The sequence below is a fragment of the Amycolatopsis sp. NPDC039088 genome (assembly GCF_055598845.1).
Map to the genome: position 1 here is coordinate 113,489 of NZ_JBVKAE010000002.1, position 17,331 is coordinate 130,819.

17 protein-coding genes are annotated in these 17,331 nt (G+C 68.0%); 9 read left to right on the forward strand and 8 right to left on the reverse strand.

Annotated features, from left to right (window positions below):
- The first annotated feature begins 364 nt into the window (after positions 1-364).
- From ACZ7KI_RS02870 to ACZ7KI_RS02880, 3 genes are read left to right on the forward strand one after another with little or no spacing between them, the layout of a single operon-like run.
- Positions 365-1,363 carry a hypothetical protein gene (locus tag ACZ7KI_RS02870; RefSeq protein ID WP_470271541.1) on the forward strand — a complete coding sequence of 333 codons (999 nt, stop codon included), beginning with the start codon at positions 365-367 and terminating at the stop codon, positions 1,361-1,363.
- A 26-nt stretch (positions 1,364-1,389) separates the two neighbouring features.
- Entirely contained in the window at positions 1,390-2,577 is a 1,188-nt protein-coding gene (locus ACZ7KI_RS02875; RefSeq protein ID WP_465500712.1) for an AAA family ATPase, read from the forward strand.
- A complete protein-coding gene (locus ACZ7KI_RS02880; protein ID WP_470271542.1) occupies positions 2,574-3,314 on the forward strand; it encodes an HNH endonuclease in 741 nt (246 codons plus the stop codon). The genes ACZ7KI_RS02875 and ACZ7KI_RS02880 overlap by 4 nt, the downstream gene beginning before the upstream one ends.
- Here the strand turns inward: ACZ7KI_RS02880 and ACZ7KI_RS02885 are convergent.
- The gene (locus tag ACZ7KI_RS02885) at positions 3,290-3,925 is read right to left on the reverse strand and encodes an SRPBCC family protein (RefSeq protein WP_470271543.1); all 636 of its coding nucleotides are present in this window, start codon (positions 3,923-3,925) and stop codon (positions 3,290-3,292) included. The genes ACZ7KI_RS02880 and ACZ7KI_RS02885 overlap by 25 nt on opposite strands.
- Positions 3,926-4,036: 111 nt before the next feature.
- Positions 4,037-4,696 (reverse strand): hypothetical protein, encoded by a 660-nt coding sequence (locus tag ACZ7KI_RS02890; protein ID WP_470271544.1) that lies wholly within the window; start codon positions 4,694-4,696, stop codon positions 4,037-4,039.
- 181 nt (positions 4,697-4,877) lie between these two features.
- On the opposite strand from ACZ7KI_RS02890, the gene ACZ7KI_RS02895 reads away from it, so the two are divergent.
- Positions 4,878-5,183, forward strand: coding sequence for a DUF6204 family protein (locus ACZ7KI_RS02895; RefSeq protein ID WP_470271545.1), 306 nt, complete (start codon positions 4,878-4,880; stop codon positions 5,181-5,183).
- A 10-nt stretch (positions 5,184-5,193) separates the two neighbouring features.
- Here ACZ7KI_RS02895 and ACZ7KI_RS02900 read toward each other — a convergent pair whose 3' ends face one another.
- Positions 5,194-6,150 (reverse strand): neutral zinc metallopeptidase, encoded by a 957-nt coding sequence (locus ACZ7KI_RS02900; protein ID WP_470271546.1) that lies wholly within the window; start codon positions 6,148-6,150, stop codon positions 5,194-5,196.
- A gap of 160 nt (positions 6,151-6,310) precedes the next feature.
- Between ACZ7KI_RS02900 and ACZ7KI_RS02905 the strand changes: the two genes are divergently transcribed.
- Both ACZ7KI_RS02905 and ACZ7KI_RS02910 read left to right on the forward strand, forming a co-directional pair.
- On the forward strand, positions 6,311-7,336 hold the full coding sequence (locus tag ACZ7KI_RS02905) for a polyprenyl synthetase family protein (RefSeq protein ID WP_470271839.1): 1,026 nt from the start codon (positions 6,311-6,313) through the stop codon (positions 7,334-7,336).
- Positions 7,337-7,351: 15 nt separating this feature from the next.
- Positions 7,352-8,662 carry a sunset domain-containing protein gene (locus ACZ7KI_RS02910; protein WP_470271547.1) on the forward strand — a complete coding sequence of 437 codons (1,311 nt, stop codon included), beginning with the start codon at positions 7,352-7,354 and terminating at the stop codon, positions 8,660-8,662.
- Positions 8,663-8,852: 190 nt separating this feature from the next.
- Here ACZ7KI_RS02910 and ACZ7KI_RS02915 read toward each other — a convergent pair whose 3' ends face one another.
- The 4 genes from ACZ7KI_RS02915 to ACZ7KI_RS02930 form a co-directional block, all read right to left on the reverse strand.
- The gene (locus tag ACZ7KI_RS02915; RefSeq protein WP_470271548.1) at positions 8,853-9,917 is read right to left on the reverse strand and encodes a 2-oxoacid:ferredoxin oxidoreductase subunit beta; all 1,065 of its coding nucleotides are present in this window, start codon (positions 9,915-9,917) and stop codon (positions 8,853-8,855) included.
- Positions 9,914-11,821 (reverse strand): 2-oxoacid:acceptor oxidoreductase subunit alpha, encoded by a 1,908-nt coding sequence (locus ACZ7KI_RS02920; protein WP_470271549.1) that lies wholly within the window; start codon positions 11,819-11,821, stop codon positions 9,914-9,916. The genes ACZ7KI_RS02915 and ACZ7KI_RS02920 overlap by 4 nt, the downstream gene beginning before the upstream one ends.
- A 290-nt stretch (positions 11,822-12,111) precedes the next feature.
- Complete coding sequence (locus tag ACZ7KI_RS02925; RefSeq protein ID WP_470271550.1) at positions 12,112-12,876, reverse strand: enoyl-CoA hydratase; 765 nt, start codon at positions 12,874-12,876, stop codon at positions 12,112-12,114.
- A 12-nt stretch (positions 12,877-12,888) separates the two neighbouring features.
- Entirely contained in the window at positions 12,889-13,335 is a 447-nt protein-coding gene (locus ACZ7KI_RS02930; protein ID WP_037308316.1) for an Lrp/AsnC family transcriptional regulator, read from the reverse strand.
- A 74-nt stretch (positions 13,336-13,409) separates the two neighbouring features.
- On the opposite strand from ACZ7KI_RS02930, the gene ddaH reads away from it, so the two are divergent.
- From ddaH to ACZ7KI_RS02945, 3 genes are all read left to right on the forward strand, one after another.
- Positions 13,410-14,252, forward strand: a complete 843-nt coding sequence (gene ddaH / locus ACZ7KI_RS02935) for a dimethylargininase (RefSeq protein ID WP_470271551.1) — start codon at positions 13,410-13,412, stop codon at positions 14,250-14,252.
- Positions 14,253-14,346: 94 nt separating this feature from the next.
- Positions 14,347-15,003, forward strand: coding sequence for a polysaccharide deacetylase family protein (locus ACZ7KI_RS02940; RefSeq protein WP_470271552.1), 657 nt, complete (start codon positions 14,347-14,349; stop codon positions 15,001-15,003).
- A gap of 117 nt (positions 15,004-15,120) precedes the next feature.
- Entirely contained in the window at positions 15,121-15,798 is a 678-nt protein-coding gene (locus ACZ7KI_RS02945; protein WP_470271553.1) for a glycoside hydrolase family 75 protein, read from the forward strand.
- 84 nt (positions 15,799-15,882) lie between these two features.
- Here ACZ7KI_RS02945 and ACZ7KI_RS02950 read toward each other — a convergent pair whose 3' ends face one another.
- Positions 15,883-16,881 carry a hypothetical protein gene (locus ACZ7KI_RS02950; RefSeq protein WP_470271554.1) on the reverse strand — a complete coding sequence of 333 codons (999 nt, stop codon included), beginning with the start codon at positions 16,879-16,881 and terminating at the stop codon, positions 15,883-15,885.
- Positions 16,882-17,331: the final 450 nt, after the last annotated feature.

Here is a 17,331-nt window from a genome sequence, read left to right on the forward strand (position 1 = left end):
CTACAAGGCGCTCCACCCCGATGCACCCTGCGTAATCCGACGCCGGGAAGATTACCAGGGTTCCCCGCCAGCCGAGCACGTCTGCATAAAGTTCCGTTCCCCACTGAATAGCGCTCGCGTCTCTGGTGACTATCGGTGAAAACCATTCGGGTGGTTGTGCGTCGATAGAAGGGCTTTCTGCTGGTGGATGCCACCGCGAGTTCGCATACTCCGCGTAATGAAGTTTCGAAGAGTGATTCTTGTTGCACTGCTCGCCGGGTTATTGGCGGCTTGTACGGATTCCGTGGTACCGACCCCGCCTCAGCCGCACTTTCCGAAATGGCAGCCGAAACAACCTCGACCCGCCGGCCGTGACGAACGAGCCGTGGACGCCGCGCTGGCCGCACTCGATTTCTGCGAGCTGATCGACTTCGCCGCCTACGACCGCAGGAAGGCAGGCAACACCCGGCCCGTCGAGCGGAAGGCGGAGGTGAAGAACGGCAGGAAACAGTGCACGTTGCTCCGTGGGGGCTACGACATCATCGAGGTCCGTGATGTGGACCCGGGTCACACGGCGCTCCGAAACGACGGAGCCGTCGTCGACCTCGGCGGGGTGAAGGCCTACCAGATCGAAACCCATCGTGAGGGCGGGATCAGCGGTTGCGCGATCACGGTTCCGGCCAGCTTCCTGCGGGCCGTCAAGTTCGAGATCGGCAGCGCCAGTCGTGGCAAGGACTGCGAACTCCTTCGTGACTTCGCCACCGCCGGTGCCGCCAAACTCCCCCGCGACCTCGTCTACCCACCGGACGGCCAGGACAGCGCGCGGGTCGGGGCCTGCGCGAACTGGGTCTCGAACAGCAAGGGCGAGAACTGCGATCCGGCCGTCGACGCGCAGGTGCCCACGGGTGCCGAACTGATCCTGGCCGCCGGTGCGGCCGATCCGAACGTCGAATGCGCGGTGTTCCGCGACGCGGTCAAGAAGGTCTTCGGGCCGGAGTTCGAGCCGATCGCCACGCCGGGCGCCTGCTACTTCGTCGAACCACTGCATCGCCTTCAGATCGAGGCCGGGGCCACCGCGAACGGTGGCGCCCCGGGGGAGTGGCTCGCGGACCCACACCGCACCTTCAAGGACCACCACCAGACCTCATTCAGCGGGAATCCGGGAGTCACCCTGCGCAACAAGGATGACAGCGAACTGCTCATTTATGTCTCACCTTTCGGCGACCTCGACTCGCGTGGGCATGTTCGGCTGCAGGTTTCGTCCGAACGGGAGCGGGGGATCGACGACTGGGACCGATCGAGGGTGATCCCGGTCGTGGACGTCGCCAAGGCACACGCCGTGATGGAACTGGTGATGGCCACCCACTTTCGGGCGACCAGGTGAGGTCCGTGCCGTCGTAAGCTTTCCCCATGTACATCGAGCGGGTCCGGCTGGAGAACATCCGCGGGTTCAGCGGTGCCCGTGCCGTGGACCTGCGCCTTCCCGGCCCCGGCTGGGTGGTGCTCGCCGGGCGGAACGGTTCCGGCAAGACCTCGCTGCTGCGCGCCATCGCGGTCGCGGCGGCGCCGGACGTGGCGTGGGGGCTGCTGTCGGACGCCGCGAGCTGGATCTCGACGGGGTCGACGAACGGGTCCATCGAGCTGTCGGTGATGCGCGAGGAAGGTCCGGCGCCGGTCGAGGTCCGCTGGCTCGATTCCGGGCTGCTGCCGATCTCCGGTCTCCCGCCTGGTCAGCCGTTCTGCGCGGCCTATGGCCCCTTCCGGCGGCTCGCGGGCGGCAGCGGTGAGGCCGAGTCCTGGATGCGTGGCGCCGGATCGCTGGCGCGGATGGCGAGCCTGTTCCACGAAGACGCCTCGCTCGCCGAGGGCGTCACCTGGCTGATCAATCAACATCTCCGTGCCCTGGAAGGAAAAGCAGGCGCCCGCGAGCTGAAGGACGCGGCGCTGGAGATCCTCGGGGACGGTCTCTTGCCCGGCGGCTACCGGATCCGCGACGTCGATTCGGACGGGCTCTGGGTCGAATACCGGGGCGATCGGTTCCCGCTGCGCGAGATGAGCGACGGCTACCGTACGGTGACGGCGCTCGTGGTCGACCTGCTCAAACAACTCGACAGCGCGGGCCTCGACCACGAGAGTCCCGGGGTCGTGATCATCGACGAGGTGGACGCGCATCTCCACGTGTCGTGGCAGAAACGCATGGGGCCGTGGTTCAAGGCGCACTTTCCGCGCATCCAGTTCATCGTGACCACGCACAGTCCCTATGTCTGCCAGGCCGCCGATCCCGGCGGGCTCATCCGGCTTTCCGGGCCCGACGAAGAAGTCCCGCCGCGGGTGGTCTCAGAGGAGCTGTACGAACGGGTCGTGTTCGGCACCGGCGACGACGCCGTGCTTTCCGACCTCTTCGGCCTGGACACGCCCTATTCGCCGCAGGCCGTCGAGCTACGCGAACATCTCGCCGAGCTCGAATTCCAGGTGGCTTCCGGGCGGGCGGACGCGAACGGCGTCCGGGAATGGGAACGTCTGCGGGGCATGCTGAGCAGCTCGCCACCGAGCCGGGTGGACGAGGTGTCCAGGCGGTTCGAGGCCGACGATCGGTGATCGGGATCCGCCGGATCGCGCTGCCGGGCAGGCTGGTGGCCGATCTCGAAGAGCTGACAGCGCGGATTCCGCCGGGTGACAGCAAAGAAGCACGACGGTTGTGGCGGGTTTCCCGTGCCGTACGGCGTTCTTTGCGGGCAGGCTTGGACGCCATGGCCGCCGGCCGCGGCTACTGCATGTACTGCGGCGACGGCCTCGGGTCCACTGTGGACCATTTCGAGCCGATCGCGCGGAATCCCGGGCGCGCGTTCGACTGGCTCAACCACCTGCTCGCTTGCGAGTACTGCAACAGCCACCACAAACGCGACCTGTTCCCGGTCGACGACGAAGGCAACAGCCTGCTGATCGACCCGACCGCCGAAGACCCGCTGGAGCATCTGTTCCTGGTGCTGTCGATCGGGACTTACCGCGCCCTGACCGAAAAAGGCGAACAGACGATCAAGGTGTGCGGGCTGAACCGGGCGCAACTGGCGCGCGGGCGGGAAACGGCGGTCAATCAGGTGGGCGCGCTCGTCATGGGCTGGTGGACCGCACGCGCACTGGGGGACGAGGAAAAGCGGCGCGCGATGGTCTGGACCCTGCTCGACCAGCCGCACGCCGACGTCCTCCACGCGATGCTCCGGCAGGCGGGGATGCCGGGCGCGCGCGCCGTTTTCCGGTCGGACGACGAACTCATCGACCTGCTTCGCGCGCCGGAACTCGCCGAAGACCTTCAGCTCTCCGGCGGCGCGGTGTAGGCGGCCAACGTGGCGTCGGCCCGGGTGCGGGCGGTGTCCGCGTCGGTCCCGCCGGCGACGTCCGCCTCGTACCAGGCCTCGCTGCTCAGGGTCATGAATCGCGTGCCCTCGTCGCTCACCATCCAGGCCATGGCCGCCTCGGGATCGTTGGCCTCACCGGATTCGAGGTGCAGCGCGAGCCCGTTCAGGGTCATGTCCCAGCCGATGCCGACCGCGCCTGGGCCGAATTGGTTCCAGTGTTCGTTGGGGACGGCGGTGTGGTCGAGTTCGAACCGGGTGCGCCCGTCGGGTTCGGCGCTCAGCCGGACCTCGATCCAGCTGACGTCGCCGCCGTACTCCCAGGTCGCGGCGAAACTCTTCGGGGGATCGCAGCGTTCGACGGTCCCGCCCGCGTTGCCTTCGAGCTGGTACTTGCCGCCGACCCGCAGTTCGCCGGTGACCGGCAGGAACCAGCGCGGGATGCGTTCGGGGTTGGTGCAGGCGTCCCAAAGGTCGTCCAGATCGGTGTCGTAGACCTGGCTGACGGTGACCGTCGACGCCTCACCCGCTTCGACCACACGTTTGCCCACCTTGCGCTGGACGGAGTCGATCTGGCTGGTCACGTCGACCATGGGAGTCCTCCTCGGCTCGGTTACCGACAAAGTATCAGCCTATGCTTATATAAGCCAATACAGAAAAGGGCGTCCGGGACGACCCCGGACGCCCCTCTCCCGGCGTGATGGTTATGGCGTGGGGGAGCAGGCCGCGCGGCCGACGATCACCTCGCCGGTGATGTTCGAGGCCGGGGCGAATTTGATCCGCAGCATGGTCAGCCCGATGCTGCCGTCGCCGGGCAAGGCCTGTTCGTTGAAGATCGCCTCGGCGAGCAGGGTCCCGTTGGACTTGGTGATCGGCTTGACGTAGCCGACCGGCACCGGCGACGGCAGGGCGCCGAGCCCGGTCGCGCCGCCGTAGGACCAGGTGGCGTTCGTGTTGTTCTGGGTCGCCGTGCAGCTGACCGAGTAGGACTGGATCTTGATGCGCGGTCCGCTCGACGAGACCAGCGCCGACAACTCGAAGTTCTGCCCTTTGGCTTCCGACTTCGTCGTGGTCACGTCGTTCGCGGGGTCGACGACCGTGGTCGTGCACGTGGACGTGCCGCCACCGAACGTGATCCCGGTCTTGGACACGACCCCGGACGAGTTGGCCGTCGGTCCCTCGACCGCGCAGTCGGCCAGCGACGAGATCGCGACCGGCGTCTGCCCGGCCTTGGTGAAGGCGGCGGACCCGAGCGACGCGACGCCCGCGGGGTTGGCCGCGGCGGCAGGGGTCACTCCGACGCCGATACCCGCCAGCAGCAGTGCACCGACGAGGCCGGCCCGACTTGCGATGGTGATGCGCATCGCTTCCTCCTCACGTGTTGGAGAGCGAGCCCGGAGCGGCCGTTCTTCCCTTTTGTCATCACTATCTGCGTGTCGGATTCGCCCGTTGCGTGCGTGACGGTCGTTTCACTCGTCCGTGGATCATGGACACCCGTTGGATATTCAGGTTCGTATTCGGATACAGGCCTGTATATTCGGTCGCATGTCGACCTACCGCGTCCTCGTCAACGGCAAGTTCGACCATCCCGACGCCGAGACCCGCGCCCGGCTCCTTGCCGAGCTGGAAAACCACCAGGCGATCGGGTTCACCGAGGACGGCCTGCTCACCTACAGCGCCCACCTCGGCGCCTTCGCCTTCCGCGTCACCTTGCGCGGCGAGGAAGAGCGCGAGGTGCTCGACGAGGCCGAGCTGAAGGTCATGGAGCTGCTGGACGCGAAGGGCTACCCGTATCGCGACGTCGCGGGCAAGGCGACCTGCATGGACGACATCAAGATCCGCCGCCGCTGACCTCAGAGGCTCAGGAGACCTCGGCGGGCGGGGCCGCGAAGGTGTTGCAGGCCGAAGTGTCCTTGGCTTTCAGGCCGCGCTTCTGCCACAACGCGGCGTTCTTCGCCGAGCCATGGGTTTCGCTGTCCACGCCTTCGGACCCGGCTTGTCCAAGCGGCGCGACCAGCCCGGCGGTGATCGAACCGCGGCCGGCGGCGTTGGCGAGGAACAGCGCACTGAAGCAGTCGGCCTGTAGTTCGAGCCGCCTGCTCAGGTCGAGGATCTTCGGCCGGTCGCCGTCCGCCTCGCGGTAGAGCGTGTCGTGTTTCCGGAGGATGCCGGACTGCTCCTGGACGTGATGTCCGTACTCATGGGCGAGCAGGAACAGCTGGCTCAGCAGTTCGGGACCGCCGTCTTCGAGCTGCCTCGGCAACGGTAAGAAGATCGTCTTGTCGTCCGAGCAGTAGAAGCCCATGGCCTCCGAGGCTGGTGGAGGCGGGCCGCAGGCGGTGTTCGAGACGTCGTGGAGGTTCACCGCGACCGGGATCCGCGGCTCGCCGACCTGGGTCAGGACGGGATGCCATGCCCGCTCCAGACAAGGGATCAGAGCCAGGTAGAACGCCTCCAGCTGCTCCTTCGTGCCGCGGAGCTTGGGCAGTTCGCAGGTCACCTTCGGCATCGCCACCCCGGGAGCGACGAGCGGATTGGCCGCCGTCTCGAGTTTGCGGACCGGCACCTCCTGCCGTGTGGCGGGCGGAGCGGACGACGCGGGCGCCGACGTCGGCGGGACGGCAGGCTGCCGGGTCTGGACGGCACCCGCCTTCGACTCCTTCAGGCCGCCCACCACGAGGGCGGCCACGAGCACCATCACCGCCATGAACACGACGAACAGGATCACGGTGATCCAGACCGTCGAACGCTGCTCCTGATGGTCTTCGGCGGGCGGTGCCCACGCCGGTCTTTCGCCGGAATCGTCCGGTGTGGTCATGTCTTGTCCCCAGTTCGTGCCAAGAGCGGCAGGATACTCGGCGGGGGTGTCATATTCGTCACCGTTTCCCCTGGACAGCGCCCCAACAGGGGCGAGCGGGTAGCCACTACGCTGGAAGCAATCCCGAACCGGTGTCAAAGAGAGCGGAGCCGACGTGTCTGTGTCTTCACCTGCCCCAGGTGGTGCCATCGAGGACCTGCGCGCGTCCGTGGGGCTCCAGATCGCCGACGAGCAGCTCCTGCGCACCCTCGCGACCGGTCTCGCCGAGGTCGAGACCCTGCTCCGCGAGGTCGTCCGCAGTGACGTCAAGGCCGTCGAGGACGCCGCATCGCACCTGGTCGAAGCGGGGGGCAAACGTTTCCGTCCGCTGTTCACGCTGCTCGCTTCGCAGTTCGGGCCGAAGCAGGGCGACCAGGTGGTCATCGCCGCCGCGGCGGTCGAGCTGGTGCACCTCGCGACGCTGTACCACGACGACGTGATGGACGAGGCGACGATGCGCCGCGGCGCGGAGAGCGTCAACGCCCGCTGGGACAACACCATCGCGATCCTGACCGGCGACTTCCTGTTCGCGCACGCCTCGCGGCTGGTCGCGGACCTCGGCACGGACGCCGCCCGGATCATCGCCGAGACCTTCGGCGAACTGGTCACCGGTCAGATGCGCGAGACGGTCGGCCCTGCCGACGGCGACGACGCGGTCGAGCACTACCTCACGGTCATCGCGCAGAAGACCGGTTCGCTGATCGCCACCTCCGGCCGCTTCGGCGGGATGATGTCCGGCGCGGCCGACGAGCACATCGACGCGCTTCGCCGCTTCGGCGACATCATCGGGACGGCGTTCCAGATCTCCGACGACGTCATCGACATCGCGTCGCCCTCGGCCGAGCTCGGCAAGGCGCAGGGCACGGACCTGCGCGAAGGCGTCAGGACCCTTCCGATGCTGTACGCGCTGGCCGATCCGGCCACCGACCCGCGTCTGGTCGAGCTGCTGTCCGGCCCGATCTCCGACGACAAGCTCGTCGCCGAGGCCCTGGACCTGCTGCGGGCCTCGTCCGGACTCGAACGCGCACGCGAAACCCTTTCCGACTACGCTCGGCGGGCGCGTGCCGAGCTCGCTGCGCTGCCCGCGTCGCCCGCCCGGGACGCCTGCGAATCGGTCGCCGACTACCTCGTCGCGCGAACGCATTGACAAGGGGCAGGATAGATGTCCATTTTCGGACAGGTTTGGCTGTGGAGTCTGCTGGCGTTCGTCGTCGGGGCGCTGCTCACCTGGCTGGTACTGGTGCTCCCGGCGCGCAAGCGCATCCGTGAGCTGGAAAGCTCGCTGGCCACCGCGCACGCCGAGACGTCACGGGTGCCGGCCGGGGTGAGCCTCGGCGCGGGGGCCGCGGCGGCCGCCGGCGGGACCGCGTACTTCACGAAGCCGTCGCACGACGAGCTGGACGAGGAGTTCGCGGCCGCCGAGGAGCCGAAGCCCGCTTATCCCGAGACCCTCACCGAGCGCGAGCCCGCGCGGCCGTGGTCCGAACCGGTCGAGGAGAAGGCGCCCGAGCCTGTCGAGGACGTCCAGGAGGACCTCGTCGAGGAGCGGCAGTCCTTCGAGGAGAGGCAGCCGGAGCCGACGCGGACCTTCGAGCCCGAAGAGGAATACGAGGCCGAGTACCGCACCGCGCCCGAAGCGGAGCCGGAGCCCGCCGAGCGGACGCAGTTCATCCCGGCGACCCCGGCCGAGCTCGAACCCGAGCCGGAGAACCCGTACGCCGCCGCGGCGACCGAGTACCTCCAGCCCGCGTCGAAGCTGGACGTCGAGCCCGAATTCGAGCCGCAGCCCGAGTCTCAGCCGTCGCCGGGTGACGGACCGTACCGGTCCCGCCTGGAGATGCAGCTGGATCCCGAGGGCACGGAGACGCAGCCCGAGCCGGTCTCGCTGTTCAGCCCCGCTTCGCGCGTGGACAACGAACAGCCGCCCGTCGAGACCAACTGGTTCGAGCGGGAAGAAGAGCTGCAGGAGCCGCCCGCGTACGCCTTCGGTTCCGACGAAGAAGCGAAGGCCGGTCTCCTCGACTCGGAGCCCGAGACGCCCGCCGAAGCCACCCAGGTGTTGCCCAAACGCACGCCGCGGGGCACGGTCCGCGGCGGTTTCGAGCCGCCGCAGCCGATCCAGCCGTCGATGCGGGCCATCGAACGCCGTGAACCGGACCTGTCCGGTGGGCAGAGCGGCTCGCTGTTCGAGCCCGCCGTCCAGCCCGGTGACGCGATGCCCGCCCCGGAACCCCCGCCCGCGCGGCAGGTCGCGCCCGCGGTGGAGTCCGTTCCGCCGGGCCCGTTCGGTCCCGGTTCGGCGATGCCGCGGCCAGGCGGTGGCCGCCCCGCCGACGACTTCGGGGTCAAGGCCAGCGTCACGGCACTGCGGTACTGCACCGAGGACTCGCCTCAGTTCCCGAAGATGGTCGCCGAGGTCTGGTTCCGCACCGCCACCGACGCCGAGCGGGTGGGCTTCCGTCCCCTGGCCTGAGGAACGCGACCACAGGGTAGCGACCGCAAGGTCTCTCCAAGGGCGCCCCGCGCCCGACGGAGACTTCACGTCGCGCGCCCTCTTTTGGGCCGAAGGCCCACGAAAACGCGATGAAGGGGCGCCCTCCGCACTCACCGCGAGGTGAAGGCGAAACGACGCCCCTTCGGCGCGCTTTCGTCAGCGCGCGACCTTAAACAACGGTCCAGGTGTCCTTGCCGCGCAGCAGTCCCTGCAGATCCGGCTTGCGGGCCGCCTGTGCCTCCGCGACCTGGGCCCGCGCCTGGTCGTCGTAGGTGGGCCGCTCGACCTGCCGCAGGATGCCGGTCGGCACGTGGTTCAGGTTCTGGTCGCCGATCCGCGACAGCGCGAACGCGTACGCGGTGTCCTCGATCGTCGGATCGTGCACGATGAGGTTCTCCTCGCCGATGTTCGCGACCTTCCCGACCTCGAGGCCGCCCCAGCCGCTGCGCGTGACGCCGAATTCGCTCTGCGGGCCGAACCTGATCGGCTCGCCGGTCCGCAGCGGGATGAGCCTGCTGGCGGCTTCGTCCTTGTCCTTGAGGACCTCGAACGCGCCGTCGTTGAAGATCGGGCAGTTCTGGTAGATCTCCACCAGCGCCGATCCCCGGTGCTTCGCGGCGGCCTCCAGCACCTCGGTCAGGCCCTTGCGGTCGGAGTCGAGCGCGCGGCCCACGAACGACGCCTCGGCGCCGATCGCCAGCGACAGCGGGTTGAACGGGGTGTCGACCGAGCCCATCGGGGTGGACTTGGTGACCATGCCCGGCCCGGACGTCGGCGAGTACTGGCCCTTGGTGAGCCCGTAGATCCGGTTGTTGAACAGCAGGATCTTGATGTTCACGTTGCGCCGCAACGCGTGGATCAGGTGGTTGCCGCCGATGGACAGCGCGTCGCCGTCACCGGTGACGACCCACACCGACAGATCCGGGCGGGCGGTCGCGAGCCCGGTCGCGATCGACGGCGCGCGGCCGTGGATCGAGTGCATGCCGTAGGTGTTCAGGTAGTACGGGAACCGGGAAGAGCAGCCGATCCCCGAGATGAACACGATGTTCTCGCGTTTGAGGCCGAGCGTCGGCAGGAACGACTGCACGGCGTTGAGCACGACGTAGTCGCCGCAGCCGGGACACCAGCGGACCTCCTGGTCCGACTTGTAGTCCTTCGCCTTCTGCGGTTCGGTTTCGGTTGGCACGAGGTCCAAGCCGCCGAGGGTGGGAATCCCCAGATCAATCGCGGTCACTTCGCCGCCTCCGTACTGGTGATGATCTCCGTGAACACGCCTTGCAGCTCCTCGGCCTTGAACGCCATCCCGGCGACCTTCGTGTACGACTTCACATCCACGAGGTACTTCGCCCTCAAGAGCATCGACAACTGGCCGAGATTCATTTCAGGGACGACCACGGTGTCGTACGAACGGAGCACGTCACCGAGATTGCCCGGGAACGGGTTGAGGTGCCGCAGATGCGCCTGCGCGATCGGCATGCCCTCCTTGCGGACCCGGCGGCACGCGGCGCCGATCGGCCCGTAGGAGGAGCCCCAGCCGAGCGCGAGGACCCTGGCCTTGCCGCCGCTCGGGTCGTCGACGACGAGGTCGGGGACGTCGATGCCGTCGATCTTGGCCTGCCGCAGGCGGACCATCTTGTCGTGGTTGTCGGGGTCGTAGGAGATGTGCCCGGTCTTGTCGGCCTTCTCCAGCCCGCCGATGCGGTGCTGCAGACCGGCCGCGCCCGGCACGGCCCACGCGCGGGCGAGGGTCTCGGGATCGCGGACATACGGCCAGAATTCCCCGGAACCGTCTTCGGCATTCGGCTCGGTGGCGAATTCCACCCGCAGGTCCGGCAGGTTCTCGACGTCCGGGATCAGCCACGGCTCCGAGCCGTTCGCGATCGCGCCGTCCGACAGCAGGAAGACCGGGGTGCGGTACTTCAGCGCGATCCGGGTGGCCTCCAGCGCCGCATCGAAGCAGTCCGCGGGGGACAGTGGCGCGACGATCGGGACCGGCGATTCGCCGTTGCGGCCGAACATCGCCTGCAGCAGATCGGCTTGTTCGGTCTTGGTCGGCAGCCCGGTGGACGGGCCGCCGCGCTGGACGTCGATCACGACCAGCGGCAGTTCCGTCATCACGGCGAGGCCGATGGCTTCGGATTTCAGCGCGACACCGGGTCCGGAGGTCGAGGTGACCCCCAGCGCGCCGCCGTAGGAGGCGCCGAGGGCCGCGCCGATACCGGCGATCTCGTCTTCGGCCTGGAAGGTGAGGATGCCGTAGTTCTTGTGCTTGGAGAGCTCGTGGAGGATGTCCGACGCCGGGGTGATCGGGTACGTGCCGAGCAGGATCTGCAGGCCCGACTGCTGCCCGGCGGCGACCAGCCCGTATGCCAGCGCGGTGTTCCCGGTGATCTGGCGGTAGGTGCCCTGGTTCAGCTTCGCGGGCGCGACCTCGTACGTGGTCGCGAACGACTCCGTGGTCTCGCCGTAGTTCCAGCCCGCCCGGAAGGCGAGGATGTTGGCTTCGGCGATGTCGGACTTCTTCGCGAACTTCTCGCGCAGGAATCGTTCGGTGCCCTCGGTCGGCCGGTGGTACATCCAGGAGAGCAGCCCGAGCGCGAACATGTTCTTCGCGCGTTCGGCGTCCTTTTTGGACAGTCCGGTTGCTTCGAGCGCGCCTCTGGTCAACGTCGACATCGCGACCCGGTGGACTTGATAGGCCGAAAGGGTGTCGTCGTCGAGCGGGTCGTTGTCGTAACCGACCTTGACCAGATTCCGCTTCGTGAACTCGTCGGTGTTGAGGATGATCGTCCCACCTTGCGGGACGTCGGCGAGGTTCGCCTTGAGCGCCGCGGGGTTCATCGCGACCAGGACGTCCGGCCGGTCGCCCGGCGTCAGGATGTCGTAGTCGGCGAAGTGCACCTGAAAGCTCGAGACGCCGGGGATGGTGCCCTGTGGCGCGCGGATCTCCGCGGGGAAGTTCGGCATGGTCGACAGGTCGTTGCCGAAGGCCGCCGCCTCCGAGGTGAACCTGTCGCCTGTCAGCTGCATGCCGTCACCGGAGTCACCCGCGAACCGGATGACCACCCGGTCCAGCTTGGCGACCTCGGTGGGCCGTACGGCCGACAAGGAGCCGTTGCCGTTCGCACTCGTGCTCATAGGTCAGGGATTCCCTCTCTCCCGACGTGCGTCGTCCCCGGCCAAGCCGGAGATCGGCGTGCCTCGCCCGGCGATGTCGGCCAGGTCACAGGTGTCATGTCCCGAGGCTAGTCCTCGGCACACTTCCCAGGGTGCCCCAGAAATGGCCTGGACCTACTTCTTGAGTGGCCTGAGCTCGTCGCTGAGCGGGGATTATCCGGTTTATCTGTTACCGATGGTAACGGTTAGCGATCCGCCTCCATTGTGAGCCGTATCTCCTTCAAGCGTAGTGAAGTCCGGTCGAGAAGCGATCAGCGGTTGGACGAGCGCTTGGACAGCGAAGCCCGCAACCCGGCCAGTCGTTCGGCGAACGCCGGCGCGGTGAGCGACGCCAGCTGCGGTTCGATCTCGGCGTCGACGGCCGCCGAATGGTCGGTCAGCGCGGCGGTGTGCCGAAGCGTGCGCTTCGTCGCGAGGAGGACGTCACGCGGCGCCTCGACGGCGGGTCGTGCCAGCTCACGGGCGGCCTCGACCAGATCTCCTTCGACGAGGCGGAGCGCGAGTCCGGCTTCGACAGCGGCTTCGGCGCCGACGACTTCCCCGAAGAGCGTCATCGCGGCCGCCTTCTGCGGGCCGGCGAGCCGCTGGATCATCCACGTCATCCCGCCGCCGGGATGGATGCCCAAGTCGAGAAATCTGGCCACGAATTTCGCCCGCGGTCCCACGATGCGGACGTCCGCGGCGAGCGCGAGGTTCAATCCGGCGCCGACCGCGGCGCCGCCGACCGCCGCGATCGTCGGCAGGGAACAGCGGGCGACGGAGAGGAAACCGTCGTAGATCGCGCGGAGCCCGTCCTCCCGCGCGGCGGCGAGGGTGTCGAGGTCCGCGCCCGCGCAAAAGGCCGGTGGCGCACCGGTGACGACCACAGCGTGGACGCTCTCGTCGGCTTCGGCGCGCGCGACGGCGTCGGCCAGTTGGGCGGACAGGTCGAGGGTCAGCGCGTTGCGGGTCGCGGGCGCGTCGATGGTGAGCACGGCGACGCCGCCGTCATGGCTGGAGCGGATCTGATCGGTCACGCGTCGAGGGTTTCACGCCTCGGGCGTCGGCGGGCGCTCCAGTAGCCGGGAAAGAACGACGGTGGAGACGGTCCGGTCGACGATCTCCAGTCCGCGCAGCCGCTCCAGCGCGGTCTCGAGGTGGTGGATGTCCGACGCGCGCAGGTGGACGATCGCGTCCGCCGCGCCGGACACGGTGTAGGCGGCGACGACCTCCGGCAACGGCTCCAGCCGGGCCCGGATCCGGGCCGGGGTGATGTTGCCGTTGCACGTGACCTCCACGAACGCCTCCGTCCCCCAGCCGAGCGCCTCGGGGTCGACGACCGCGGTGAAGCCGCGCAGAACGCCGGTTTCGAGCAGTCTGTCCACCCGCCGCTTCACCGCGGGCGCGGAAAGACCGACGACTTTCCCGATGTCGGCGTAGCTGGACCTCGCGTTGGCCATCAGACATGAAACGATTCGCTGGTCGATGGTGTTCACACGCAATGTTTAGCAGGTATACGCGCAGCGAACAGCGATTGATTGCGGAATTAGGTGCGCCATACCCTTCGTGTATGCCGGTACTAGAGCAGCCCCGTGTGCCCACGACGCGCCGCTACCTCATGTGCCCGCCGCGGTACTTCGCGGTGGATTACGTCATCAACCCCTGGATGGACCCGACCGTCCCGGTCAGCGTCGACACCGCGATGGCGCAATGGACCGAACTCCGTGACACCTACCGACGCCTCGGCCACACCGTCGAGGAGATCGACGCCCAGCCCGGCCTGCCCGACATGGTGTTCGCCGCGAACTCCGGCACTGTCGTCGACGGCCGCGTCCTCGGCTCCCGCTTCCGCGCCCCGCAGCGCACCGCCGAGGCCGAGCACTTCCGCCGCTGGTTCGTCGAGCACGGCTACCGCGACATCACCATGCCCGAGAAGATCAACGAGGCCGAAGGCGACTTCGCCTGGACCGGCAAGGTCCTGCTCGCCGGCACCGGTTTCCGGACCGACCCCGCCGCGCACGCCGAAGCGCAGGAGGTCCTCGGTGTGCCCGTCGTCTCGCTGCGGCTGATCGACCCGAGCTACTACCACCTCGACACCGCGCTGTTCGTCCTCGCCGAGGCCACCGACACCACGCCCGCGCAGATCGCCTACTACCCGGAGGCGTTCTCCGCAGGGTCGCGGAAGGTGCTCGAGCGGATGTTCCCGGACGCGGTAATCGCGGATCGGGCCGACGCCGAGTGCTTTGGGCTGAACGGGGTTTCCGACGGCCGCAACGTCGTCCTGCCGGTCGAAGCGACCGGATTGGCCGCGCGGCTCACCGAACGCGGCTACGAGCCGGTCTTCGTGGACATCTCCGAGCTCAGGAAGGCGGGCGGCGGTCCGAAGTGCTGCACCCTGGAGATCCGCAAGTAATCCGTTCGTGGACACCTTGCGGGATCATGTAACTACTCCATTCGCCAACGCGATTAATCGGGAAACTGACTGACTCGGTCCCGAATGAGGCGCGATGGTGATCCTGGCGATTGGCGGCGTGGGCAAGCCCGTGCGCGCGCTGGATCCAGGCGAAAACGAATCGTGGGTGACCGTCGACCAGTTCGAACGGGTACTGGACGCGGTGGCCGGACGTGAAGACGTCGGCCTGACCTTCGACGACGGCAACTCCTCCGACGTCGAGATCGCCCTGCCGCGACTGGTCGAACGCGAGCTGACGGCGGAGTTCTTCCCGCTGGCCGGCCGCATCGGCCAGCGGGGCTTCATCGACGCCGAAGGTCTTCGGAAGCTGGTCGACGCCGGGATGTCGATCGGTTCGCACGGCTGGGAGCACCGCGACTGGCGGCGGCTCGACGGCAGGCGCGCGCGCCGCGAACTCGAAGCGGCGCCGAAACTCCTCGCCGATCTGAGCGGCAAACCCGTGCGGTCGTACGCGCCGCCGTTCGGCGCCTACGACCGGCGGGTGCTCAAACGGCTCCGGTGTTCCGGCGCGACGAGGGTCTACACGACCGAAGGCGGCGCGGCGTCGCGTGACGGCTGGCTGCGGCCGCGGACCGAGGTCCGGCACGACGTCGATCAGGAGTGGATCGACGGCGTGCTCGGTGACCGGGACGGCCTGTACCGCCGAGCGGGAAGGTTCATGGCGCGCGTCGCCAGGCTTGCCCAGTTTTGACCGGTTTCCTTGGGGTAGTGGGAAAACAACACCCCGACAGCCCTTGAGTCCGGTCGTGTGCGGCGGCATCCTGAGCATCCTCTGTAAGGAAGTCTTATTAACTAAGGGGTGCACGGCATGCGGAAATTGCTCCTGTTCTCGACGATGGTGCTGGCCGCAGGACTGACCCCCGCGGCGATGGCCGCGGCTTCACCGGCGCCGGTCTCGGTCCAGGCCGGTCCGACCGCGCAGCAGTTGCTCGCGAAGACCGCCAGCTGCAAGCAGATCTCGAACGGCAAGTACAAGACCGACGACGAAACCGGGCGGACCGTCGCGGTCTGCGACGCGGGCGGCGCCGTGTTCTGGAAGGCCGACATGGACATCGACTGCGACGGGCAGCCGACCGCGCGGTGCAACAAGACCACCGACCCGTGGTTCCAGGACGGCACCGCGTACCCGCGCTCCGACGGCAAGGCCCTGATCGCCGACCAGACGCCCTACATCGTCGTGCCGAGCATCAGCGGCACGTGGAACTTCGAGAAGTCCGGCCTCAAGGGCGCCGGCTCGTGCGCGGTGATCTACAACAACAAGGTGCTCTACACCGTCATCGGTGACACGGGCCCGAACGACATCATCGGCGAGGCGTCCTACGCGACCGCGAAGGCACTGGGCATCAACCCGGACCCGAAGAACGGCGGCGTCGACTCGGGCGTGACCTACATCTGCTTCAAGAACTCGAAGGTGTCGCCGATCGAGAACCACGACAAGGCGACGTCCGTGGGGGAGGGCCTGGCGGCGAAGTTCGTCCAGGGCTGACGAAAGCGAGCCGGGTCGTGGGGGGGGGGGGGGGGGGTTGTTTTCTCCCCCCCCCCCCCCCCCCCCCCCCCCCCCCCCCACGACTCACTTGCCGCACTTCGGGCACGTCATCGCGCGACCGCCGGTCGGGTCCCAGCCTTCCCGGACGAGGACGGCGCGGACCTCCGCTGCCACCTCGCACGGAGCTGTCCGCACGTCATGCCATCCGTAGACGAGTCGTGCCCGCCCGGCGAGCTCCGCGGCGTTGTCCCGCTTCCGATCCCGGAAGGCGACATCCGCCATGGCGTGCGTGGCGCGGCCGTCGAGCCTGACCGTCACCGCGGCACCATGCGGGTCATAGGTGACGTCCTCCCACAAGATCTTTCCCTTCACCTCGAACGGCGTCTGCCTGCTGCCTTGGGGCAGGCCATGGTGGTCCTCGACGGATTCCTTGTACTCCACCTCGAGCGCCGACATCAGCCCGCCACCGAGCAGGGCGAGGCCGTACCGGATCGCCGGCCGGTAGCGGAACGGTGGCCGGAAGAACACGCATTCCTCCATCGCCGTCAACGAGACCTTGCTTCGGCTGACGAGATCGACGACGGTGTTGGTCGCCATTTTCGGGTTTCTCTGCGAGGTGGCCAGATCGACGATCGTGTCCGTGACACGGGACCTTGGTGGCGTCGTGCCGACAGCGATATATGGCAGGGCTCGCGATCGGTGCACGATCACCAGCGGTGGGCAGGAAACCGCCGAGAACGTGTACGGGACGGTGATCTCGACCGGCCCCTCGATGATGGGCAGCAGCCCCCACTCTTCGGCGGCTGTGCGGTGGCTCAAGATCGCGTGGCCGCCGCCGTACCTCAGGGCGGCGTGAATTCTCGCCGACCGGGAGAGTTCGCCGGTGAATGTCGCATAAACGCGCGGAAGCACTCGTTGCCATCGTCCGGCTTCGAGATTGGCTTCGATATCGGCGACGGTGTGACCGTATGCGCGAAGTTGGCTGGTGTTGACGATTCCATGCTGTTCCTCAAGGAGAATCGGCCAACTCGGGCGTTGGGCGGTCGGGATCGAGTCCTCCGACCAGCGTTTGTGGATGGGCACACTTCGACGATCGCCGCTGAACAGCCACCGTGGAGGACACTGGCGAGATCTGTGGACAAACGGGGTCCGAGGACAGGCGGTTGTGGATAACCGGGAGAGCGAGGGGAGAAGGTGCAGGGCCGCGTCGGTCGTGTTGGTCGTGAGTGGCGATTCGGGTTGGTAGGTGAATCGTTGCGTGTGAGGTTGACGTGGCTGGTGGTGCACGCGGCAGGAGCTGGGACGTCCAGGGCCGTCCACAAAGGACGTTTCCGTGTCCGGTCTGTACGTTTCGCCCGGTATGGGGGTTTAGTGGTGGTGCTGGTGTGACAGGGGTGACGGGTGAGGTGTGAGTCGGGGTGGTCGTGGGGGGGGGGGGGGGGGGTGGGCACCCAACCCCCCCCCCCCCCCCCCCCCCCCCCCCCCCCCCCCCCCCCCCCCCCCCCCCCCCCCCCCCCCCCCCCCCCCCCCAAC

Excerpts from the sequence above, each read along its gene's own strand:
- ACZ7KI_RS02890 (WP_470271544.1), bottom strand. The coding sequence starts at position 4,696 with ATGCGCATCACCATCGCAAGTCGGGCCGGCCTCGTCGGTGCACTGCTG.
- ACZ7KI_RS02910 (WP_470271547.1), top strand. The coding sequence starts at position 7,352 with ATGTCCATTTTCGGACAGGTTTGGCTGTGGAGTCTGCTGGCGTTCGTC.
- ACZ7KI_RS02900 (WP_470271546.1), bottom strand. The coding sequence starts at position 6,150 with ATGACCACACCGGACGATTCCGGCGAAAGACCGGCGTGGGCACCGCCC.
- ACZ7KI_RS02945 (WP_470271553.1), top strand. The coding sequence starts at position 15,121 with ATGCGGAAATTGCTCCTGTTCTCGACGATGGTGCTGGCCGCAGGACTG.
- ACZ7KI_RS02895 (WP_470271545.1), top strand. The coding sequence starts at position 4,878 with ATGTCGACCTACCGCGTCCTCGTCAACGGCAAGTTCGACCATCCCGAC.
- ACZ7KI_RS02885 (WP_470271543.1), bottom strand. The coding sequence starts at position 3,925 with ATGGTCGACGTGACCAGCCAGATCGACTCCGTCCAGCGCAAGGTGGGC.
- ACZ7KI_RS02920 (WP_470271549.1), bottom strand. The coding sequence starts at position 11,821 with ATGAGCACGAGTGCGAACGGCAACGGCTCCTTGTCGGCCGTACGGCCC.
- ddaH (WP_470271551.1), top strand. The coding sequence starts at position 13,410 with ATGCCGGTACTAGAGCAGCCCCGTGTGCCCACGACGCGCCGCTACCTC.
- ACZ7KI_RS02940 (WP_470271552.1), top strand. The coding sequence starts at position 14,347 with ATGGTGATCCTGGCGATTGGCGGCGTGGGCAAGCCCGTGCGCGCGCTG.
- ACZ7KI_RS02875 (WP_465500712.1), top strand. The coding sequence starts at position 1,390 with ATGTACATCGAGCGGGTCCGGCTGGAGAACATCCGCGGGTTCAGCGGT.